Origin of the sequence: Rudanella lutea DSM 19387, assembly GCF_000383955.1 — a bacterium.
GTDB lineage: Bacteria > Bacteroidota > Bacteroidia > Cytophagales > Spirosomataceae > Rudanella > Rudanella lutea.
The window spans coordinates 1,470,721-1,492,455 of sequence record NZ_KB913013.1 but is presented as its reverse complement, the minus strand read 5'-3'; the positions used below and the strand labels follow the sequence as shown (position 1 = coordinate 1,492,455).

The 21,735-nt window shown below is 56.5% G+C and carries 17 protein-coding genes; 5 read left to right on the top strand and 12 right to left on the bottom strand.

Annotated features, from left to right (window positions below):
* Positions 1-15: 15 nt before the first annotated feature.
* The 5 genes from RUDLU_RS0106300 to RUDLU_RS0106280 all read left to right on the top strand — a co-directional run bounded on the left by RUDLU_RS0106300 (position 16) and on the right by RUDLU_RS0106280 (position 5,865).
* Complete coding sequence (locus RUDLU_RS0106300; RefSeq protein ID WP_027302821.1) at positions 16-1,275, top strand: DUF2264 domain-containing protein; 1,260 nt, start codon at positions 16-18, stop codon at positions 1,273-1,275.
* 250 nt (positions 1,276-1,525) lie between these two features.
* On the top strand, positions 1,526-2,410 hold the full coding sequence (gene kduI / locus RUDLU_RS0106295) for a 5-dehydro-4-deoxy-D-glucuronate isomerase (protein WP_019987507.1): 885 nt from the start codon (positions 1,526-1,528) through the stop codon (positions 2,408-2,410).
* Positions 2,370-3,557, top strand: a complete 1,188-nt coding sequence (locus tag RUDLU_RS0106290; protein WP_019987506.1) for a DUF4861 family protein — start codon at positions 2,370-2,372, stop codon at positions 3,555-3,557. The genes kduI and RUDLU_RS0106290 overlap by 41 nt, the downstream gene beginning before the upstream one ends.
* 128 nt (positions 3,558-3,685) lie before the next feature.
* A complete protein-coding gene (locus RUDLU_RS0106285; RefSeq protein WP_019987505.1) occupies positions 3,686-4,459 on the top strand; it encodes an SDR family NAD(P)-dependent oxidoreductase in 774 nt (257 codons plus the stop codon).
* A gap of 122 nt (positions 4,460-4,581) precedes the next feature.
* Positions 4,582-5,865 carry a sialidase family protein gene (locus RUDLU_RS0106280; RefSeq protein ID WP_027302818.1) on the top strand — a complete coding sequence of 428 codons (1,284 nt, stop codon included), beginning with the start codon at positions 4,582-4,584 and terminating at the stop codon, positions 5,863-5,865.
* Between the two features lie 71 nt (positions 5,866-5,936).
* Here RUDLU_RS0106280 and RUDLU_RS0106275 read toward each other — a convergent pair whose 3' ends face one another.
* The 12 genes from RUDLU_RS0106275 to RUDLU_RS0106220 form a co-directional block, all read right to left on the bottom strand.
* The gene (locus RUDLU_RS0106275; RefSeq protein WP_044129367.1) at positions 5,937-6,827 is read right to left on the bottom strand and encodes a sugar phosphate isomerase/epimerase family protein; all 891 of its coding nucleotides are present in this window, start codon (positions 6,825-6,827) and stop codon (positions 5,937-5,939) included.
* A gap of 13 nt (positions 6,828-6,840) precedes the next feature.
* Positions 6,841-7,716 carry a ThuA domain-containing protein gene (locus RUDLU_RS0106270; protein ID WP_019987502.1) on the bottom strand — a complete coding sequence of 292 codons (876 nt, stop codon included), beginning with the start codon at positions 7,714-7,716 and terminating at the stop codon, positions 6,841-6,843.
* 37 nt (positions 7,717-7,753) lie between these two features.
* On the bottom strand, positions 7,754-8,701 hold the full coding sequence (locus RUDLU_RS0106265) for a sugar ABC transporter substrate-binding protein (RefSeq protein WP_019987501.1): 948 nt from the start codon (positions 8,699-8,701) through the stop codon (positions 7,754-7,756).
* An 8-nt stretch (positions 8,702-8,709) separates the two neighbouring features.
* Entirely contained in the window at positions 8,710-9,696 is a 987-nt protein-coding gene (locus tag RUDLU_RS0106260; RefSeq protein WP_019987500.1) for an ABC transporter permease, read from the bottom strand.
* 9 nt (positions 9,697-9,705) lie between these two features.
* Positions 9,706-11,202 carry a sugar ABC transporter ATP-binding protein gene (locus RUDLU_RS0106255; protein ID WP_019987499.1) on the bottom strand — a complete coding sequence of 499 codons (1,497 nt, stop codon included), beginning with the start codon at positions 11,200-11,202 and terminating at the stop codon, positions 9,706-9,708.
* 417 nt (positions 11,203-11,619) lie between these two features.
* Positions 11,620-12,783: a Gfo/Idh/MocA family protein gene (locus RUDLU_RS0106250; protein WP_019987498.1), complete on the bottom strand. Its 1,164-nt coding sequence runs from the start codon at positions 12,781-12,783 to the stop codon at positions 11,620-11,622.
* 149 nt (positions 12,784-12,932) lie between these two features.
* Positions 12,933-13,958: a sugar phosphate isomerase/epimerase family protein gene (locus tag RUDLU_RS0106245; protein ID WP_019987497.1), complete on the bottom strand. Its 1,026-nt coding sequence runs from the start codon at positions 13,956-13,958 to the stop codon at positions 12,933-12,935.
* Between the two features lie 116 nt (positions 13,959-14,074).
* Entirely contained in the window at positions 14,075-15,298 is a 1,224-nt protein-coding gene (locus RUDLU_RS0106240) for a class I mannose-6-phosphate isomerase (protein WP_019987496.1), read from the bottom strand.
* Between the two features lie 55 nt (positions 15,299-15,353).
* Positions 15,354-16,415: an aldose 1-epimerase family protein gene (locus RUDLU_RS0106235; RefSeq protein ID WP_019987495.1), complete on the bottom strand. Its 1,062-nt coding sequence runs from the start codon at positions 16,413-16,415 to the stop codon at positions 15,354-15,356.
* A complete protein-coding gene (locus tag RUDLU_RS0106230) occupies positions 16,412-17,185 on the bottom strand; it encodes a 3-keto-disaccharide hydrolase (RefSeq protein ID WP_019987494.1) in 774 nt (257 codons plus the stop codon). Before RUDLU_RS0106230 ends, RUDLU_RS0106235 begins: the two co-directional genes overlap by 4 nt.
* A gap of 85 nt (positions 17,186-17,270) precedes the next feature.
* Positions 17,271-19,982, bottom strand: a complete 2,712-nt coding sequence (locus RUDLU_RS0106225; RefSeq protein ID WP_019987493.1) for a c-type cytochrome — start codon at positions 19,980-19,982, stop codon at positions 17,271-17,273.
* Positions 19,983-20,217: 235 nt separating this feature from the next.
* Positions 20,218-21,735, bottom strand: coding sequence for a RagB/SusD family nutrient uptake outer membrane protein (locus RUDLU_RS0106220; protein ID WP_019987492.1), 1,518 nt, complete (start codon positions 21,733-21,735; stop codon positions 20,218-20,220).

The window sequence follows — 21,735 nt, the reverse complement described above, 5'->3', positions numbered from 1 at the left end:
CGAACCCCCAAAACGATGAAGCACTGGTGTTTAGTCCTGATGCTGACCGGCCTCAAACTCATACTGGTGGGGTGCCCCGGTTTGGCCCAGAAATCGAAAAAGAAGGTTCTAGCCGCACCGGTTCCGGTAAGCGACCGGCAGTTCTGGCTGGCCGAAATGGATCGGATGGTGCGTCCGGTTGTTACGAGCCTGGCCGCCGACAGCCTCCGTATCCGAATGCCCAAAGTAACGTCGAACCGCGTCGACAATCGCGAGCACCGGATTCAGGTGCAGTACGTGGAGGTGCTGGGCCGGGTGTTGAGCGGCATGGCCCCCTGGCTTCAGGGCGAAGGCGGTCCGCCCAATGAGGTAGCCCTCCGCAATCAATACCGCCAATGGGTGCTCAAAGGTGTATCCAATGCGCTCGACTCGACCAGAAAAGACTACATGCGGTTCGATGTTGGCGGTCAGCAGATTGTCGATGCTTCGTTTATCGCCTATGCCTTTGTGCGGGCACCCTGGCTCTGGGAGCATTTGTCCAAAACCGATCAGGATCGGCTGGCAGGCGCCATTCGGAGTACGCGCCGGTTTAAGCCCGCGTTTTCGAACTGGCTCCTGTTTTCGGCCATGAACGAGGCTTTCCTGTGCCGGTACGGCTACGATTGGGACCCTATGCGTGTCGATTACGCGTTGCAGCAGTTGGAGCAGTGGTACGTGGGGGATGGCATGTATTCCGATGGCGTGCATTACGCTTTCGACTACTACAACAGCTACGTGATTCACCCGTATCTGGCCGGTATTGTCGACATTATCGGTAAGAAGACTAATGCCTACAACGGCATGATTGCCAAAATCCGAAAGCGCAACGAACGCTACGCGATCATTCAGGAACGGCTGATCAATGCCGACGGGAGTTTCCCGCCTACAGGACGCTCGCTGGTGTACCGGGGGGCGGCTTTTCATCATCTGGCTGATATGGCCTGGCGAAAAGCACTCCCCGCCGACCTCAAGCCTGCTCAGGTGCGGGGGGCGCTCACGGCCGTTATCAAGAAAACGCTCGAAAGCCCTTCTACGTACAACAACGGCTGGCTCACCATTGGGTTGTACGGGGCCCAGCCCGACATTGCCGATGTGTACAATAATCAGGGCAGCCTGTACCTGGCAACGGCTATTTTTCTGCCGCTCGGCCTGCCCGACACCGATCCGTTCTGGGCCGATCCGCCCGCTAAATGGAGTGCTCTGCGCGTTTGGAGTGGCGATGATTTTCCGCATGATAAAAGCGCCGACTTGCGCTAACCGATGTTGCCTACGCACCGTATGGTATTGGAATCCCTCTTGCTGTTAGGGTAGAGGTATGCCGAAGTGTGGGACCCCGTTATAAACGCAGTCAGTACCGGAATTGCGCCTGTCGATAGGCTGCGGCTAACAGGATTGTACGCGACCGAATGGGTATTGAACCGCTGACCCCTGCTTTTGAAACCATGCAGATAAAACCGCAGCCCGGTAGCGGGCAGAGCGTAACACGCAAAACAGAAACTAAAGAAGAATGCAGTCTGAACAAAACTCCCTGACCCCCACAACGACCGGGGCCAAAATAGCGTTTGAGAGCCGCTATGCCAGCTCACCCAACGAAGTGAAAACCATGACCACCGAAGGGCTTCGGCAGGCGTTTCTGATCGAAAAGCTGTTTGTGGCTGATGAGTTTCGCTGGACGCTGTCGTTTTTTGATCGCTACCTGACGGGAGGCATCATGCCGGTATCGGGGTCTGTGTCGCTCGAAGCGCCCGAGTCGCTCAAAGCCGCTTATTTTCTGGAACGTCGGGAGTTGGGGATGATCAACGTAGGCGGTCCGGGCCGGGTAGTGGCCGATGGCGTCGCCTACGACCTTGAGTATAAAGAAGCGTTGTACATTGGACAGGGGACAAAATCGGTGGAGTTTATGTCGCACGACGAAGACAAACCGGCCCGTTTTTACCTCAACTCGACACCCGCCCACACCAACTACCCGACCCGGAAGGTGTCGCGGCAGGAGGCCAACAAGCTCGAAATGGGGAGCCTCGAAACGGCCAACAACCGGACCATCAATCAGATGCTGATCAACAAGGTGCTGCCTACCTGTCAGTTACAAATGGGCATGACCGAGCTGAAAACGGGGAGTGTCTGGAACACCATGCCCGCGCATACCCACGACCGGCGTATGGAGGTTTATTTTTACTTTGAAATACCCGAAGGGCAGGCCGTATGCCATTTTATGGGGGAGCCGCAGGAAACCCGGCATATCTGGATGCAAAACGAGCAGGCCGTCATTTCGCCCAACTGGTCGATTCACTCCGGGGCTGGTACATCAAACTACACGTTTATCTGGGGCATGGCGGGCGAAAACCTCGACTATGGTGATATGGATTTTTGTGCAATACCTGATCTGCGATAATATGCGCTTCTCGATTTTACTCCCTTGTTTACTGGCCATTGCCGGGCCGGTACTGGCTCAGCAGGGCAACCTGAACATTACCAACCCGGGTACGGCGGCTTACGAGTCGGCGGTGGTCGAAATCCCGTGGTCGACCGTAGCGAAAGCATACCCTCAGGTCGATACGGCCCAACTTCGTGTGGTACGCGCCGACAATGGGCAGGAGGTTGCCTATCAGCTGGAGAAAAAAGGAGGGTCGGCCGTGCAGAACCTGCTCGTACAGGTTACGGTGGCACCCAAAGGGTCGGTGGGGCTGGTGCTGAGCAAAGGGAAACCAACCCCCGTGAAGCCTATGACTTACGGCCGGTACGTACCCGAACGCTACGATGACTTTGCCTGGGAAAACGACCGGGTGGCGTTTCGTATCTACGGCAAGGCCCTCAACGGTCGCTCCGATAATGCCTACGGCTCCGACATCTGGGCCAAGCGCACGCCCGAACTGATCATTAACAAATGGTATAAGCAAAACGACTACCACAAAGACAATGGCGACGGGCTCGATTATTACAAGGTGGGCCTGACCCTCGGTGCGGGCGACGTGGGCGTTTTCCTGAATGACTCCATTCAATACATCCATAATTACACGACCTGGGAGGTGCTCGACAACGGCCCGCTCCGTACCACGTTTCGGGTGAAGTACGACCCGTACACCTTCAAGGGCGTGACCGTCACCCAAACCAAGACGATTTCGCTCGATGCGGGCGCTCAGTTGAGCAAAATCCGGGTCGATGTGACGCATACCGCACCGGGTCAGCTGCCCATGGTAGCCGGGATTGTGCTGCGGCCCGAAGAGAGCCCGTTGCTGCTTGACGATAAAAACGGGGTACTTGGCTATTGGGAGCCCAAACACGGCCCCGATGGTACCATCGGGGTAGGGTGCGTATTTCCGGGCAAGTCGGCTGGGATGATGCGCAAATACGGTCACGGACTGGCCCGGCTTGCCGTGAAGTCGGGTGATGGTATCACGTACTACAGCGGAGGGGCCTGGGACAAAGCCGGTCTGATTACCTCCTCCGATGCCTGGTTTGCCTACCTGCAAGCCCACGCCAATCGGCTCCGGCAGCCGTTGGTCGTGACCACATCGGCCCCGCGCAAAGCTGGCCGGTGAGCCTGGTTCATGGTTTTTGGTTTATCGTTTTTAGTGGTCTCAAGATATGTAAACGTAGGTGATGCGTGTTCCAGGACCCCAGGCAGATCGAACCAAAAACCAAAAACTACTAACCATAAACCATTTGTATGACTACTGTTTTAAACACATTTTCTCTGACGGGCAAGGTAGCCCTTGTAACCGGTTGCAAGCGCGGTATTGGTAAAGCGATGGCCGAGGCCCTTGCCGAGGCTGGTGCTGATATTATTGGTGTGTCGGCCAATCTTGAACCCGAAGGCAGTGCCGTAGCGCAGGCTGTTGAAGCGCGTGGCCGCCGATTTTTCGCGTATCAGGCCGATTTCGGCAAGCGAGATTCGCTCAATGCGTTCATCGCGCAGGTGAAGCACGACCATCCGGTTATCGATATTCTGGTGAATAACGCGGGGACTATTTTGCGGAAACCGGCCGCCGAGCATCCCGATGAGTACTGGGATGAAGTGATCGCTATTAACCAAACAGCACAATTTATTCTGACCCGCGAAATTGGCCGCGATATGATTGCCCGTGGGAGCGGCAAAGTGATTTTTACGGCTTCGCTGCTGACGTTTCAGGGTGGGATCAACGTACCCGGTTATGCCGCGAGCAAAGGTGCGGTAGGTAGCCTGGTGAAGGCATTTGCCAACGAGTGGGCCGGTCAGGGTGTCAACGTAAACGCCATTGCACCGGGCTACATCTCAACCGACAATACCGAAGCACTCCGTGCCGACCCCGCCCGCTCGCAGTCGATTCTGAGCCGAATTCCGGCCAACCGCTGGGGGGAGCCCGAAGACTTCAAAGGTCCGGTCGTTTTTCTGGCATCCGATGCCGCCGGGTATGTGAACGGCACCGTGCTGACCGTGGATGGTGGCTGGATGGGCCGGTAGATCGAGTTATTTATTAAGAATAAATCTAAATAATTGTGCGATTCTGCATGGCGTGCTTTATCTTTACGGCAGATTCAGACAAGTCGGTGGTCTTCACCTATTTGAACCCTAAAGTATTTACCATGACAACGCGTTTTCGTCTGCTGTTGCTGTTGTGTCTCTGCCTCGGAGCGAGCGTAACGAGCTTTGCCGGCACTATTTTTGGCGACACTACCCGGGCTTTTGCGGTGCCTACACTCACCAGTACGCCCAAAGGTACAGTGGCCCTCTCCTGGACTGAGAAAGACCAGAACGGTCAGATTTTTTTCTACTGGGCAGAGTCGGCCGACCGGGGTAAGACGTTCGGGGCTAAGAAGCTGATTTTTGCCTCGTCGGGCATTGGCAACTCGCGCCTGATGCGCCCGAAGCTACTGTTCCGGCCCAATGGTACGGCGGTAGCGGTGTTTGCCCTGCGCGGTGAGCAACCAGCCGCGGCTGCGCAGGCAAAGACCGAAGAGCATAACCATAATGAACATCAGGGCCACGGTGCCCCGGCTCCGAAACCGGCTGCCAGCAGCAACCGGGGCGGTGGTGGTCGGCCGAGCGACCTCCAGATTGTGTTTGCCCAGTCGACCGATGGAGGGAACACCTGGACCAAACCAGCTCCTGTGCATCAGGACAAAACCCCGAACATTGTGCGGGGCTTCTTCGACGCAACCGTACTGGCCAACGGCGAAATTGGTGTAGCGTACCTGAACGATATTGTAGGGCAGGCTCATCAGCGTGATTTGCGACTCGTCACCTCAACCAATGGCGTGTTTGGGGCCGAGAAAGTGCTCGATCCGTTTGTGTGCGACTGCTGTAACATCAGCCTGCTCGTCGATAAGGCGGGGGCGCTGCACGTACACTACCGCGAAAATCAGGAAAACATCCGCGACATTGCCCGGATGACCTCTACCGACAACGGCCTGACGTTTGGAAAGCCCGCCATTATGTCGCCCGACAACTGGAAAGTGAACGGGTGCCCGCACTCAGGCCCAACTTCGAGCACGGGTGGTGGCCAGAATTTGGTGGCCTGGTTCTCGGGTGCCAACGACGCCCCCGGTATCCGGGTAATTGACCAGACAACGGGTAAGCGGTTGTTTGTGATTGATGAAGCCACGGCGAAGAATGCTTATCTGGTGCCAGCACCGGCTTCGTCGGTGCTGCTGTGGGAGCAGAGCCAGGTATCAGAAACGGGTGCTACCTCGATGATTGCGTACCGCAATATCCTGAAAGGTCAGCAACCGACTACCAAAATGGTCGATGGGTCGGTCAGCGGTACCAACGCGAGTGGTCTGGTAAGCAACGGCAAACTGCTCGTAGCCTACGAAGTTCGCAACCCAAACAACCGCAACTCCATGGCCGTAGCCCAGCTCGATTTGTAGGGTTGCGTTTAGGTATGTCGTACACGTCAGTATAAAAGAGCCCCTCCTTGCATCAAGGAGGGGCTTTTTAGTTAAGCACCTAAGCTGTGTTTGTTCATCATTTGGCGGATAAACTGTAGGCCCTGTTCGGCAATGTTCCAGGGTTCGTTGTATTCGCGCCAGACGTTGATGGCATTGGCAAAATCGGGATCGTTGCGGGTGAAGGCTTCTATAGTGAGCCAGCCCCGGTAATTGGCTTTGGCCAGTGCCGAAAAGGCATCGTCCCACGGGATATGGCCCGAACCGGGCGTGCCCCGGTCGTTTTCGCTGATGTGCACGTGGGCCAGCACCGGCGAAATGGTGGCAATGGCGTCGGCGTATTTTTTCTCCTCCATGTTGGCGTGGTGCGTGTCGAACATAGCCCGCACGTTGGGGTGGTCGGCGCGCCGGACCAGATCGGCCAGCTGGGTCATGGTGTTGCAGAGGTAACACTCAAACCGGTTGAGGGCCTCGGGCGTGAGCAGAATACCGGCCTGAGCGGCATAGTCGCCTGCCTGGTGGAGTACTTCGGCGCTCCGGTTGTATTCGTCGTCGGTAGGTGCCTGCCGCGAGAATGTGGCAAACGCCGAATGGAAAGGCCCACAAATGACGTCGGCGTTCATAGCGTGCGCACAGTCGATAGCCACCTTGAGCCGGTCGAGGCCCTTAGCCCGTACAGCGGCCGATTCGCTCACTGGGTTCTCGTCGGGGCCGAGCGTAATCACCGCCGACGACGACAAGCCCAACTGTTTCAGGTGGTCGCCGTAGCGTTGGTACACCTGGGTATCGGTTTCGCCGAGGTAGCACTCAATGCCATCGTAACCAATTGTTTTGAGCCGTTCGGCCATGGGGTTCATCTGCTCCGACAGCGTGGCTGTCCAGACGAGCAAATTGAAGCCTATTTTCAATGATCGGGGTTGAGGTTGGAGGGAGTCGGTTGTCATGAGGTGTCAGAAATCAGGATTTAGCCGGGTGGCCGTAGGGTACGTTGATGGTCATGCTGCCTTTCCAGTTTTTGGGAACCGGTTTGCCAGCCGCCCAGTGAATGGCGTTGATGACCAGCCGCTGAAACGACTCAACTTGAAAATCTTCGGGATGCCCTAAGGTGGTCAGAAATGCCCGGCCGCCCCATTGGTTTTTCCAGGTCCAAGCCACGGGGTTGTCAATGGCTTCTTTGTCGGGGTTCACGGCTTTGCCCATCAGCAGCAGGGTCGCGTCTTTGGGCGGGAAATCGGGCCGAACCCGGTACAGCCACGAGGCCGCGTGGAAAGCTGGTGCTACACCCGTCAGAATCGGGTTTTTGGCCGCTTCTGGTATCACCGATACATCGGTTGTGCTTTTGTGGCCGTAGTGCGTGTGTTTGGCCGCACCGCCCCAGCCCGGAGGGCTTCCAAACGCAAACTCACCGAAGGCGTTCCAGGGTCGGCGGTCGTCGCCTTCGGGGTAGTTGAACGCGTGCGTGGTAGTACGAAAACCGATCACCGGCTTACCCGACTTCAGATACTTGTCGATATGGGCCAGCTGCTCTTTGGGAAGTAGCCGCCAGCGCAGGTAAAACACGGCCACATCGGCATCGGCCAGGGCTTCGAGCCCCGGAATATCCTTCTCGGCGTTGTAGTCGGGGTAGGCGGTGAGTACCTTGGTTCGCATACCGTACTTCTTCTCCAGTTCGGCCGCAATGATTGGCAGCGTCAGTTCACTGCTGTATTCATGGTCGCCGGTAACGAAAACGATGTATGGCTTGGCCGCCGAAGCCTCAGGCCTGGCCCCGGCTTCGAGTGAACTCAGACCCAGCGCTCCCGCCAAAGTCTGTAAGAAGGTGTTACGATTCATTGTGGAAAAGGGGGGAGAAGCAGTTAGAGGTGTCTGGTTATTTTTTAACGAACTGGGCCATGTTTGCTTTCGTGACCAGCTGAAACGGAATCAGGGTCTCTTTGTCAAACGGTTGCTTTTTGGCGGCTTTGATGGCCGTTTCAACGGCTTTTGCCCCCTGTTGCTCGGCGTTTTGGAACACTGTCGCGTCGAGGTTTCCTTTCTGCATGGCTTGCAGAGCGTCGGGAATGGCGTCGATGCTAACTACCAGGATTTTGTCTTTCAAACCGGCATCTACCAGGGCTTTCACGGCTCCCAGGCCCATTTCGTCGTTATGGGCAAATACCGCGTTGATCTGATTTCCGTAGGCCTGAATCCAGTTTTCCATCAGGGCCATACCCTTGGCGCGGTCCCATTCGGCCGTCTGGTTGGCGAGCATCTTCATGTTCGGGTATTTTTTGAGGACTTCCATAGCCCCCTGCGCCCGCTTCAGTTGTCCGGCCTGCCCCATGTAGCCTTCAAGCATCACAACATTGCCCTTACCGCCGAGTTTATCGGCCAGAAACTGCATGGCAATGCGGCCAGCTTCTACATCGTCGGAACCCACAAAAGCGGTAGGCTTTACACCGGTTTCGGAGTTAACGTTGATAATGGGAATATTGGCGGCCAACGCTTTGGTAACGGCGGGCGAACAGGCCTCGACTTCGGCCGGGTTCAGAATAATGGCATCGACATTCTGCGCGATAAAGCTCTCAATCTGCTCCACCTGCTTGATGGCCGACCGCTCGGCATCGACCGAAATGAGCTCGATACCGGTTTCCTCGGCCTTCTTGGTCATCTCGTCGTGTACATTGACCACAAACTCATGCTGCATACTGAGCATACTGGCCCCGATAACGAGTTTCTTGCCGTCGGCACTGTCGGTTTTGCTATCCGACGCTGATTGGCTGCAACCAACGGCCAGTAAAGTAAGGGCTACGAGTAGGGGTTTAAACGCGTGTTTCATAATGGGGGTTAGTTCGTTTTCTGGTTCATGCTGTCGAGAATAACAGCACCAATGATAATGACGCCCATCACTACCTGCTGGTAGTACGACGAGACGTTGAGCAGGTCGAGCCCATTGCTGATAACGCCAATGAGCAGAGCCCCAATAAGTGTGCCCGTCATGGTGCCGGTACCGCCCGATGTACTTGTGCCGCCAATGATGGCCGCAGCAATGGCGTCGAGCTCGAAGCCGGCCCCGGCATTGGGTTGGCCCGTTGAGATGCGTGAGGTGAGGAGTACGCCCGCCAGAGCCGCCAGGCCCCCGCTAAGGATGTAAACCTGCATTTTTACCTGACCCACCCGGATACCCGATGCCCGTGCGGCCTGTTCGTTGCCGCCTACGGCATACATGTACCGGCCCGAAACGGTCTTGCGCAACACAATGGTGCAGATGATAAAGGCAATGATCAGAACGATAATCAGGTTGGGTACGCCCAGAATCTTGCCCCCGCCCAGAAAACTAAACGTATCGGACAGGTTGGAGATGGGCCGGCCTTTGCTCAGAATCAGGGCCAGGCCACGCAGGATGGTCATGGTGCCGAGCGTGACAATAAACGGCGGTACCTTGCTGCGGGTGATTACAAACCCGTTGAGTGCCCCAAACGCGACGCCCGTTGCCAGCGCGAGGGCCAACGGTACAATAACCGGGTACGTATCAGGATGGGCAAACGAGGCTGCAACCACACCCGCTACGGCCACAATAGAGCCAATAGAGAGGTCGATGCCGCCGGTGATAATGACAAACGTGACCCCAAAGGCCAGCAGGGCGTTGATTGACACCTGCATGACAATGATCATCAGGTTCTGCACCGTCAGAAACTTGGGACTGATAACTGACAAGCCAAGGCATATCAGGACAAAAGCCACTAAAATGCCGTATTGCCCGAGTTTGCGAATCTGCGTTTGGTAGGTGGTTTGACCGACCGGTTTGGTAGGGGTGTCGATGACGTTGTTCATGAAAAACCGTTACAATTGGCTAAGGGGCGACTCGGTCTGCATGGCGTAATGCATGATGGTTTCCTGAGTAGCTTCTTCCCCTAAAAGCACGGCAGTCTGTTTTCCTTTAGCTAATACCACAATTCGATTACTTAAACCTAAAAGTTCGGGGAGTTCGGAAGAGATAAGCAGGATGGCTATACCTCTGGCGGTCAGTTCATTGATGAGCTTGTAAATTTCGGCTTTGGCGCCCACATCAATTCCGCGCGTAGGCTCGTCCAGAATGATCAGACTCGGGGCCGATTGCAACACTTTACCGATTACAACCTTCTGCTGATTACCCCCGCTGAGGTAAACAACCCGTTGGTTCAGGCCCGCCGTTTTGATGTTCAGGTCTTTGACCAACTGGGTGGCCGCTGCGGTTTCGGCCCCTTCGGCCACGAGGCCCCGGCGGGCAAACTGCTGGAGGCTGGCGAGGGTCAGGTTGTGCTTCACCGACATGCCCGGTACAAAGCCCGACGCTTTACGGTCTTCGCCCACGAAGCCCATACCGAGCGCGATAGCCTCCTGCGGAGAGCGTATCGTTACGGGTTGGCCGTTGAACGAAACCGTACCCCGCGCGTACGGGTCAAGGCCAAAAATGGCCCGCGCCACTTCGGTACGACCGGCCCCCATGAGGCCCGCCAAACCGAGCACTTCGCCCGCCCGCACACTAAACGTAATGTCCGAAAATTTACCCGGTTGGGTGAGTCCTTCTACCCGGAGCACCTCCTGGCCCAGTTGGGCGTGCGAAGGGGGGAACAAATCGCCCAGTTCGCGGCCCACCATCATCGCAATCAGGCTTTGACCCGTAAACTCCGACGCGGGGCGGGTAGCAATAAACTGCCCGTCGCGCAGCACCGTAATGGTATCAGCCAGGGTAAAGATCTCCTCCATCTTGTGCGAGATGTAGATGATTGCGACGCCCTGCTGCTGCAAATCCCGGATAATGGTAAACAGGGTGGCTACCTCTTTGTCGGACAGGGCCGAGGTGGGCTCGTCCATGATAATGACCCGCGCCTTGTTGGAGAGCGCCTTGGCAATGTCGACGAGTTGGCGTTCGGCAACGCTCAGGTACTTCATGCACACATCGGGGCGGAGGTCAACGCCCAATTGCGCAAGTAACTGCGAGGCCTGTTCGTTCAGCTTCCGCTCGTCGATAAGCCCCCACCGGCGGGGTTCACGGCCCAGAAAAATGTTTTGGGCCACCGTCAGTTCGGGTACGGTGAGCAGTTCCTGATGAATCATCGAAATACCCCGTTCGAGCATTTCGTTGACGTTGCTGTGGTGCAGCGGTTTTCCATCGAAAATAATCTCGCCGGCATCGGGCTGTAACAGGCCAATCAGGATTTTCATGAACGTCGACTTACCGGCACCGTTTTCGCCCATGAGGGCATGTACCTCGCCTGCCTGCACGGCAAGTTGTACGTTATTCAGAGCCTTGACGCCCGCAAATGATTTGGAAAGATTAGTGACGGAAAGAATCATACAAAAAAGAATACGAATTCTACAAATAGAAGCACGAATCGGACGAATGCAACGGATTGGTCTGGATTTCTTTCAAAAATTTAGCCAACCGGGCTGTTCCGGCCCCTCAAATAGCTGTAGGACAGGCTTGTAGAGATGGTGTCTCCTGCAAACCTGTCCTACGCTGTTTAAACTGTGTTTTCGCTCAGATTAAATGAATGAATAATGTGCAATGGACAATGGATAATTGGGCTACCTGCTGACAGTCAGCTCTTTCATTGTACATTTTACCTTGTTCATTTTACATTTAATTCTGCTTCCTCAGTACTGGACATTAGATGTTGGACATTAGACGTTAGACCTCCATATCTAAAGGTAGTAAGTCTAATGTCCAGTGTCTGAAGTCCGAATGTCCAGTGCTGAATTCTGCTTCATTACTTACATCGTAAACGTCTGAACGCCGGTGTCTTTCCAGCTCCGTGTGTTGGCCGAGTCGATCACGGCTTCACAGACCTTCTGGGTCTCCAGTGCGTCGCGGAAATTGGGTGAGCAAGGCTCGCCCGTTTCGAGGCTCTTGAGGAAATCGGCCACCTGATGGATAAAGCTGTGTTCGTAGCCAATGCCGAGGCCGGGCACCCACCACTTGTCCATGTAGGGTTGGTCACCGTCGGTCACGTGAATCGAACGCCAGCCCCGCACAATCGACTCATCGGAGTGGTCGAAGTACTCCAGGCGGTTCAGGTCGTGCAAATCCCAGCGGATCGACGCGTGTTCGCCGTTGATTTCAAAGGTGTATAAGGCTTTGTGGCCCCGGGCGTAGCGCGTCGACTCGAACAAACCGAGCGAGCCATTGGCAAAGTGGCAGTGGAAAATACAAGCATCGTCGATACCAACGGGCTGCACCTTGCCGGTGAGCTGATGCATCCGCTCTTTCACGAAGGTTTCGGTCACGGCCGACACGTCGCTGATGGCCCCGTTGAGCCACATAGCCGTGTCGATGCAGTGCGCCAGCAAGTCGCCCGTTACACCCGAACCGGCCGCATCGACGTCCATACGCCAGGTGCCGGTACCGCCCTGTGGTACATCGGCACTGATGGTCCAGTCTTGCAGGAAGTTGGCCCGGTAATGGAAGATTTTGCCCAACTTACCCGAATCCACAATTTGTTTGGCGAGCATTACGGCCGGAATCCGGCGGTAGTTGTACCAAACGGTAGTTTGAACCCCGGCTTTCTCGGCGGCATCTACCATTTGCTGAGCCTCGGCTACGTTGCGGGCGAGGGGTTTTTCGCACAGAATCATTTTGCCCGCTTCGGCTGCGGCAATGGCGATCTCAGCGTGCGAATCGTTGGGCGTACAAATGTCGACGGCATCGATATCATCGCGGGCGATGAGGGCGCGCCAGTCGGTCTCCACTGACTCGTACCCCCACTGATCGGCAAAGGCTTGTACTTTCTCGCGGTTGCGCGAACAAACGGCTTTCAGTACCGGATTGTAGGCGAGCTGCGGGAAGAAATTGGGTACTCGGCGGTAACCGTTTGAGTGGGTACGACCCATAAATCCGGTACCAATCAATCCAATTCGAAGGTCTTTTTTGGCAGACATTGATGGTTTATGTGTTTGTAGAGACGCAACGTGGGTGGCGTCTCAGGGCTGGCATTTTACATGTTTTGACGTGGTCTCAGGACCCGCACGCTGTTGCTTGCGTTCGGGAGACGCGGGCTTGTGCTCAGGAGCCGCAAGGTGTTGCGGCTCTACTCTTGCCAGCCGTGTTTTTCACGGACTTTGATCATGGTGGCCAGAATATCGTTCCAGGTCTGCTGGTTGTTCATTACGTCGTTGGGGAACATACAGCCGTCCCAGCAGATATGCCGCATTTTCTTGGTCAGGTTTCCGTTTTCGTCGCGCAGCCAGAACCCGGCATCATTGGCTACATCGAGTTTGCCGTTGGGGTCGAGGGCCTGGCAGTGACGCCCGGTTTTGTCGTGTGAGCCCGACCCGAATACGGTACCGTCGTTCTGGGCCACGTGGAAGTCGATGGTCCAGGGGCGGAGGGCGTCGGTCAGGGTCTTGAGCGCATCGGTCAGCACCTGCCGATCCTGCCAGTCGTAGCCTTCGGGCAGAATCCGGTCCTGCTCCCGGTTGTAGCCCATCGTGTACAGCAAGGTGTGCGACATGTCGGCCTGGAAACCCATATTGGGCCGATCGACCTGCTGAAGCGTGTCGAGCATGGCACGCCAGCTGTGCATACCTGCCCAGCAAATTTCGCCCTCGGCGGCAATCTGCTCACCGTATTCGGCGGCAATGTCGCAGGCGGCCCGGAAGGTCTCGGCAATCAGTTTGGTGTTGCCCACCGGGTCGGCATCCCACTGCTGGGGCGAACTGGCCGAGTCGACCCGGATTACTCCGCTGGGGCGCATGCCCATACCGCGCAGCACTTTACCGAAGTGGCAGGCTTTGCGTACCATGTCGAGGAAGTGAGCGCGGTCGGCATCGCTACCCAGCACGGGGCCACCCCAGATAGGGGCTACCAGCGAGCCAACAACCAGATTGTGGGAGGCAATTTTATCGCCCAGCCGCTTGATATCGTCGTCGGAGCTTTCGATGTCGACATGCGGCCCGATCAGGCCCAGATCAACCCCGTCGAATTTAACCCCGTCGACCTCAGCGGCTGCGGTCATCTGGAGCATGGTATCGAATGGAATGATGGGCTCAGAATCGGGGCCTTTACCGACGAGTCCGGGCCAGGTGGCGTTGTGAAGTTTGGGGTAGTTATTCATGGTTTTGATTTAGAGTTTACAGTTTACGGTTTTCAGTTTACAGTTGATGCCGACTGGCTCTCGCGCGTTATGCTGACTAGCCTGAGCACTGAAAACTGTAAACAGAAAGCTGGAAACTACAAGGTTAAGTCTGGGTTTTCGGGTCCGAAGTGCTTGAGCATCACGAGCGGATCGGTCGATGAGTAGTTGGTGATCGTGACGCCTTCCTGAGCAGCTTGTTCGCTCACAAAAAACTCGTCATTGGTCAACTGACCGTACCGGATCAGGGCGGGTGTCTCCACATTCCAGACACCCATTTTGCCGTGTCCCTGCATCATAATCAGACCATAGGCGGCACTATCGCGGATGGTTACGGTTTGGCCGGGGAGCACAGTCAGTTCTTTGGCGCTAAACGCGTCTGATTTGTAGCAAACCCACACCTCGCGGTATCCTTCGGCAGCCATCTCGGCTTCGTCGCGCACGGGCACCGGCACCATGTAGCGGTTTGCCATCATATTGGGGTCGGTGTTCAGCTCCCAGTCGATTGCATCCATCAGCAGATCGTAATCGCCGATGCGGTCCTGAGGGGTACCATTCCAGAGCAATTCTTCCGGCACAATAGCCTCGTTGACCAGCGACTGGTACATGGCGAAAATGTCCGATGCTTTCTGGGGCTCGTAGGTACACATGCTACCGGGGGCGTGGAGCAAACCCGGCGGCACATCCCAGCCGGTGCCCGGCTCAAGCCGGTAGGCCATCGAGTAATTGGTGATCTTGTTGTCGCCCTTGGTAAAATTCATCAGGCACTCTTTGATCTGCTCTTTGCTGGTGCCGGGCGCAATGCCGATGAACGTGTACGGAAAGTCGCCCCCGTGGTTGTTTAGCTGGGGCGGGAAATAGTAGGCCTCGGGCTTCCCCAACTGGCCCGTAAGTGCCGCCTGCTCATCGTTGTGGTGCACATGGTGGGGCAGGGGACCCATATTGTCGAAAAACTTCGAGTACATCGGCCACGACTGGTATCCGTTCCAGAGCCGGTCGCCAATGAGGGCGCCCTTAAGTTCATCAACGGCGTCTTTCAGCAGAAACTGCACCTCCTGAGTGCCATCGTTGAAAACGACCTTGCTCAGGCCTTCGTGTTCGCCGGTGAGGGGGCCATTTTTGGCTGGTGTGGTGGATGATAACCACCGTTCGTCGATACCGCCCCGGTTGCCACCGAGTACGTAATAATCGTCGGGGTGAAGTTTGATGCGTCGGCCGGGCACGCAAAATGACCGGGGTACCCAGGTGGGGGCCAGGCGTAAAATGCCTTTGCCTTGTTCGAGGGCTTTTTCGGCCAGGCTGTGCGCTGTTGCAGTTTGCATAAAGGTTGTATGGTTAGTCAATCAAAAAAACAGGTTTTTGGGGTAAGACGGACGTTTACCCGTTCAAAGCGAGCCAGGGCTCAATTGCTACTTGATCGGTCAGGATTTCGATTTTTAAACGGTAGTTTTTTTGCGCGCCGGGCTCCAAAAAGATGAGTGTACCCTCCTCGCGGGCCTGCGCCTGTCCAATGGGCGGGTGGGTGCCGGGTTCGAGGCCCGTTACGTATTCTCCTTTGCCCCAGTGTTGCCAGTTGGTGAGCCAGGGCAGTTGTTCCTTCTCAAACTGAACGGCTACCGCCAGCCCCAGCCGGGGGTTATACAGCCCCGTTGTACACTGCCCTTCGGCGTTGGGCGTGGGGTTGATAAAGGCGGCTCCTTCGCCCGTACCGCTATGGGTGTCGAGCGGAGGGGGGCAGGTTTGATAGTCGTTGTCGGGATTGAAAAGGGCGCGGCTCATATCGTCGGGGCGCGCCTGCCAGTTGCCTTTGGCCAGAATCCGGGTGCCTTCGTCGACGAGCGGCCAGCCGAAATTAAGGTGGTACAACAGCATGTGCGGGGCGGGTGTATTGCCCCGGTTAATGACCGTATCCTCCAGATAAATTACGGCCTTGCCCAACTCGCCCGACACGGTGCGCTTCAGTTCGAGAGTAGGCCCAAATACCTGCGACTCGCGCATGCGTCCGCTTATGCTCCAGCCCATATGACCCAGCACAGGGTCGGGTTGTACAACGGATTCGAGTTCGGCGGGGAGGTTGCTGATTCGGCCGTGCAGGCCCCGTTGGCCGTGGGCGTCTTCGTTCGGGCCACCCACGTTGGATAACCCGCAGGTGGTCAGTAGCCCGCCAGGGAAGGTACGGAGCCAGTCGATGCCGTGGTTGATGGCCGGTTCGGGGGTGGTAATACCCCCATGACTCAGCCAGGCCAGGCTATGCTCGTTGTAGAACGCTTCCACGATGTCCATCGACCGGTCGAGCACCATTTTAAAACGGAGGCCCGTGCCCGTATTGATCCAGGCAATGCGCGAGCCCCGGCCGGGGCCATTATCGAGAATGGAGGTTTCGATGCCCCCCAGCTGGGCGGGGTGCGAGATCTTGTCGGTCCAGAGAGGGCGGGTCACAGTTTTTTCAGCATCAGGTTACGGTACTGTACTTTCATCGGTGGGCCCACGTGCACCTGTATGCCCAGCAGCCCTTTGGCTTTGCCATTGACGGTATCTTCGTCGACAACCTCACTCATCAGAATGTCGTTGACGTAGTGCCGCAGCGTATTACCCTTAGCCACAATTCGGATGGTGTTCCACTCGCCCGGTTTGACAAAGTTTTTGAGCGAGTCCGACGTACCAAACGAGCCGGTTACGGTGCGGCCGGTCCAGGCATTGCGGGCCACCTTACTGCGAATAGCCTCGGGCGATGCATCGCCGGCAAACGAGTTGATCGTCGCTTTTTCGCCCCGGTAGGCCAGGGTGGTGCGTCGACGTTCTTCGTAATTCTGGCCGGTCCACATCCGGCGGCCGTCGATGTCGGCCTGATAGCCACGTAGCGCAAACGGTACGTCTGTCAGGCGCTCGCTACGGTAGTTGATACCGGAGTTGCCCGACTCGGTGATGTTGAATTCGCCTTTAAACTCAAAATCGCCCGGCTCACCCCCTTTCCAGATAATGAAGTTGTTGGTTTTGAGGAGTTTGTCGGGTGTTATTTCGCCCACCAGAATGCCGTCTTCTACCCGCCAGTAGTTGGGGTCGGCATCCCAGCCGTCGAGGTTTTTGCCGTTGAAGATGGAGGTAAAGCCTTTTTCTTTTTTTGCCTTCTGAGCCAGGCTGGGCAGAGCCAGCGGGCCCGAAAGGCACAGGGCCAACAGCAGGCAGGGTAAGGTGTTGCGTCGGAGCATGATCAGGATGATGCAGGTTGTTAGGGATTTAAAAAGGCGTACCGATCAAGGGGTTAGCTTAATCGGTACGCTGTAAATGAAGAAATTATTTGCCGCCGTTGCCGGGGCTGGCCGCTTTAAACAACGCGTGGTCCGACTTGCCGCCCGCTTTTAGGTAAGCCATCAGGTCGCGTAGTTCGTCGGGGTTGAGGCTGTTGATCAGGCCGGGCAACATGATTGACTCCGTCGAATACTTCTTGTTGACTACGTCTTTCTTCGGAATTTTTCGCAGTTGGTCGGCGGCAAACGGGTTCTGCGAAACCGAGTAGTTGGCCTTGTCTTCACTCACCAACCGACCCACGACCGACTGCCCGTTTTTGAGCGTAAAAATGGTGGCCGCGTACTGGTCCGAAATGGCCTTGTTGGGCATCATGATGGCTTCGAGCATGTCTTTGTTCGAGAACCGGGTGCCGAGCTGAGTCAGGTCGGGGCCAATATCACCGCCTTCGCCCTGCATACTGTGGCAACGGGCGCACAACACGGCCGCGTAGATTTTCTTGCCCCGGTCAAAATCGCGGTTGGTCATGGCCGTGTCGATAGCGGCCAGGGCGGCATCCAGTTCCCACCGGCGGCCGGGCCCTTTGGGGGTGTAGCTCAGGGCCAGGTCATTGCCTGAGCTGGTGAGCAGGTCGGCACCCGACATTTTGTTGTATTTCTCAAACTGCTCTTTGGGCACGTGGGCGAGGGCCAGCTTGCGGGCTTTGTCGATAAAGCCGACGTAGCTGCGACCGCCCTGGAAATTAAACGCATTTTTGAACCACTGGAAGTACGTATCGCGCAGGGCGGGTGTCCAGCCAGTTTTGGCGCTGCTGAGCATGGTTGCGTAGTAGGTTTGCTGGGCGGGCGGGAATTTCTCCAGCATCCGGGCAATGTCGAGACCGTATTGCGGGTTGCGCATGATCAGGTCGCTGGAAGCCGTCACGGTTTCGCCACCCACAGCATTTTTACCGCCCTCGTCTTTCAGGGCCATCAGCTTCATGGTTTTTTCAACCACGCCCGGTGCTTCGAGCGATACGAGCAAGCGAGAATACGAGCGGTTGAGATCGACAGTTTTGGCCGGGTAAAGCGGGTTGAGCAGGGCAATTACGCGGTCGCGGTCGGGGCCTTCGGGCAAGCCAAACCGAGTGCTGACCAGTTCGAGCGCGCGTAGCACGTTTAGCTGACCTTCTTCGTTCAGGCTTCCCAACTTTACGCCCGTCAGAGCCTTGATCATCTGGCTTTTGAGCGACTTGTCGCCGTGGTGCGACAACGCAAACATAGCCTGGCTCAACCGCAGCGGGTCGGTTTCGGCCAGAGCACGGGCCTGCCACTGCGCTACGGGCTGATGCTCAACGGCGATCCGGGCGGCATGACGCACAAACCGGTCGGGATGGTTCAGGTGCGGCCATGCGGCATCTACTGCTGCGGGGTTCGGGCCGGTATGGTACTGCTCCAGTTGGGTGCGCAGTTTGTGCTCTGGGGTAACGGTTGCTACCGTCGAATTGGGTGCCGTCGATTCGCTACCCGTGTACGTAACGCGGTACAGATCCGACTCTAGCCGCCGGCCACCCGTCAGGAAGTACAAAGCGCCGTCGGGGCCAATCATTCCATCGGTAAGGGGCAAGGGTGAGCCCGATATGAACTCTTCGGCGGTTGCGCTGTACGAAGCGCCTTTGGGTTGCATATGCACGGCGTACATAATGCCGAAGCTCCAGTCGAAGGCATACATCGCTTTCTGGTATTTCTGCGGGAACCGAGCGCCCCGGCCGGCAAATACGCCCGTGGGCGAGCCCTGACCCATGTTGAGCGTAGCGGGCAGGCAGTCCATGTACGCGGGCGACCAGTTGGATGCAGCCGTACGCCAGCCAAACTCGGCACCGCTCGTTACATGGCAAATACGGGTAGGCTTGTACCAGGGCAAACCAAAGTCCCACTCCATGTCGGAGTCGTACCCGAAAATGTCGCCCGCATCGTTAAACGCAAAGTCGAAGGTGTTACGGAAGCCAGCGCCCATCAACTCCCAACGTCCGCCGTCGGGGCTCACTTTGGCGAGCCAGCCGCCCGGTGCCATACGGTCGGCCGCGTGGCCGCGTGGGTCTTTGATGGCCGGGAAGAGGTTGTCTTCCTGCCAAACGCGCGGCAACCGGTAGGCGTCGAGCTCAGGTACGTCGGTGAAGTTACCGCACATCACGTAGATCGACTGCTTGTCGGGGGCCAGCACAATGCTGTGGGGGCCGTGTTCGCCCTCACCTTTGAGCTGCTTGAGCAGCGTTACCTTATCGAATTTATCGTCGTTGTTAGTGTCCTGTAGCCGGTACAGGCCACTCGTTTTTTCAAATTCTTTGTTGCCCCGGTGGTTCACCATCACGTAGAGGCTGTTGAACGCGTACAGCAGGCCCTGGGCGTATCCCATACCTACCTTGTTTTTGGTGGTATCGCCGGGCTGAATGGTTACCGGAACGTCGAGTTTTTCGACTTTAGGTGTACCGCCCGCGCCGATGGGCGGCATTTCGAGCCGATACAAAAAGCCGTACTGATCGGAGGTGATCATGCGGCCCTTGTCGTCAAATGTCATCGAAACCCACGACCCCTGCTTGTTGTCGGATGGGCTATACAGGTGCTCGGCCTTGAAGCCGGGCAAGAGTTTCAGTTTATCGGTCTTCGACGGGTCCTGAGGTTTACCCGTATTGGCCTGTTGCATCGTGATCCAGGAGACCCCGGTAAACGCGATGGCTGCCAAAGCAAAGCCGAGTTTGGCCACGTTGATGGTTGAAAACATAATATTGTCCGTAGGGATGTTTACGAGATAGTCTGAATAGAATCCAATTGTATTGCCTGTATAATGCTAAGAGGCACACGGGCGGCTGGTTCTACTGTCTGCTAAAAGGGCCGGGAAGAGTAGCCAGCGCCCCAGGCACTGACCACCAACCCGTTTATCGATCGCATAGTGGGTAAAAAGAGACGAAAAGGTTCCGGCTGACCTCGCCCTTGAAGTCAGCCGGAGCAGGATAGGACTAAAAATGCGGGGTCAGGTCAGACTCTACAGCCGGTAGCGGGTAGTAGACATCGAGGTTCGTGAAAGCGTTGGGTGGTGGCACAGCCCCGGCCGGGAAGTAATACGCCTGTGGGTTGGCTTTGATCCGGTTGCCGTACGGTACAATGATCTCATTGACCCGGCCCGTCCGGACTATATCGAACCAACGTTTGTTTTCAAAGGCCAATTCGACGCGCCGTTCGCGGAAGATGGCTTCGCGCAGGGCCGTTTGGGTGGTTGCCGTGGTAGCGGCCAGCCCTGCCCGCGTCCGAATCTGGTTCAACAGCGGCACAGCCTCGCCGGTTTTACCTTGCTCGTTAAGGGCTTCGGCCAGGAGCAGCAGCACCTCCGCATAGCGGTACACCGGCCAGTTTTGGCCTGTGTTGTTGTGCTGGGCATGAGGCCGGGCGTACTTTTTGATGTACGGATACCGCTTGTTGTCGCGCAGACTCTGGCTGAGGGTCACGTAGCCAATTGACACATCAAGCCGCTTGTCGCCGGGTTCGTAAGCAGCAATCATGTCGGGCGTCGGAATGTTGTTGTTCTCGCCCGATAGCGGCTGTGGGTTCGAGGTTCCGGTGATAGGTGCGAGTTCGGCGGCCGTAATGGGTGTGGGTACAAACCGGTAGATATGGTTGCCGTTGAAACCGGCGGCCCCTTCCAGGTACTGCACCTCAAACACCGATTCTGCGTTGTTTTTATTCGCACTCGTAAACGAGAACGCATCGTTGTAGTCGGGCATGAGCCGGTACGTATCGTTGGTTACCACATCGCGCAGTTGCGCTTCGGCCTCGGCCCATTTCTTCTGAATCATGTACACATCGGCCAGCAGGGTTTTGGCGGCACCCGAGGTGGCGCGTCCGGCTTCCTGAGCGGCTTTCTTGGGCAACAGTTTGGCGGCTTCGGTGGCATCCTTAATAACCTGTGCGTACCCCTCATCAATCGAGACCAGCGGAGATGCAGCGTCTTCGCGGCCGGTTACTGGGGTTAGGTGCATAGGCACCTTTCCAAAGTGGCGTACCAGCTGGAAGTAGGCAAACGCCCGCAGAAAGTGCGCCTGCCCTTTTACGTTATTTTTTACATCGGCGTTGGCAAAGGTTACATTATCGATCCGTGTCAGGATTTCGTTGGTTCGGGCAATAATCTGAAAATTTAACCGATAAAGCTGGAGGACCGGGTTATTGGGCGTAACGCCATTGGACTTGGGTATGGCAAAGTCAGCCACGTTCTGGGTGTTATCCACGGCACCAAACAAGACGTTTCGAGCGTAGTAGGTATTGTCGGAGTGCATCTCACCCAGAATCCACGCCCACTCATTATACATGGGACGTAGCGGTACGTAGGCTCCATTGACGGCCTGCTGAAAGTCGGCGTCTTTGGTAAAGAACGTAGCCGAGCTGAGGGCTGTTTCGGGCACAACCGTCAGGAAGTCTTTTTCGCAACCGGTGAGCGCGAGTGTCAGCGACAGTAAGCCGGTGGTTATATACTTGATTTTCAT

Excerpts from the sequence above, each read along its gene's own strand:
- RUDLU_RS0106225 (WP_019987493.1), bottom strand. The coding sequence starts at position 19,982 with ATGTTTTCAACCATCAACGTGGCCAAACTCGGCTTTGCTTTGGCAGCC.
- kduI (WP_019987507.1), top strand. The coding sequence starts at position 1,526 with ATGCAGTCTGAACAAAACTCCCTGACCCCCACAACGACCGGGGCCAAA.
- RUDLU_RS0106220 (WP_019987492.1), bottom strand. The coding sequence starts at position 21,735 with ATGAAAATCAAGTATATAACCACCGGCTTACTGTCGCTGACACTCGCG.
- RUDLU_RS0106255 (WP_019987499.1), bottom strand. The coding sequence starts at position 11,202 with ATGATTCTTTCCGTCACTAATCTTTCCAAATCATTTGCGGGCGTCAAG.
- RUDLU_RS0106245 (WP_019987497.1), bottom strand. The coding sequence starts at position 13,958 with ATGAATAACTACCCCAAACTTCACAACGCCACCTGGCCCGGACTCGTC.
- RUDLU_RS0106250 (WP_019987498.1), bottom strand. The coding sequence starts at position 12,783 with ATGTCTGCCAAAAAAGACCTTCGAATTGGATTGATTGGTACCGGATTT.
- RUDLU_RS0106285 (WP_019987505.1), top strand. The coding sequence starts at position 3,686 with ATGACTACTGTTTTAAACACATTTTCTCTGACGGGCAAGGTAGCCCTT.
- RUDLU_RS0106265 (WP_019987501.1), bottom strand. The coding sequence starts at position 8,701 with ATGAAACACGCGTTTAAACCCCTACTCGTAGCCCTTACTTTACTGGCC.
- RUDLU_RS0106300 (WP_027302821.1), top strand. The coding sequence starts at position 16 with ATGAAGCACTGGTGTTTAGTCCTGATGCTGACCGGCCTCAAACTCATA.
- RUDLU_RS0106240 (WP_019987496.1), bottom strand. The coding sequence starts at position 15,298 with ATGCAAACTGCAACAGCGCACAGCCTGGCCGAAAAAGCCCTCGAACAA.
- RUDLU_RS0106275 (WP_044129367.1), bottom strand. The coding sequence starts at position 6,827 with ATGACAACCGACTCCCTCCAACCTCAACCCCGATCATTGAAAATAGGC.
- RUDLU_RS0106290 (WP_019987506.1), top strand. The coding sequence starts at position 2,370 with ATGGTGATATGGATTTTTGTGCAATACCTGATCTGCGATAATATGCGC.
- RUDLU_RS0106260 (WP_019987500.1), bottom strand. The coding sequence starts at position 9,696 with ATGAACAACGTCATCGACACCCCTACCAAACCGGTCGGTCAAACCACC.
- RUDLU_RS0106270 (WP_019987502.1), bottom strand. The coding sequence starts at position 7,716 with ATGAATCGTAACACCTTCTTACAGACTTTGGCGGGAGCGCTGGGTCTG.
- RUDLU_RS0106230 (WP_019987494.1), bottom strand. The coding sequence starts at position 17,185 with ATGCTCCGACGCAACACCTTACCCTGCCTGCTGTTGGCCCTGTGCCTT.
- RUDLU_RS0106280 (WP_027302818.1), top strand. The coding sequence starts at position 4,582 with ATGACAACGCGTTTTCGTCTGCTGTTGCTGTTGTGTCTCTGCCTCGGA.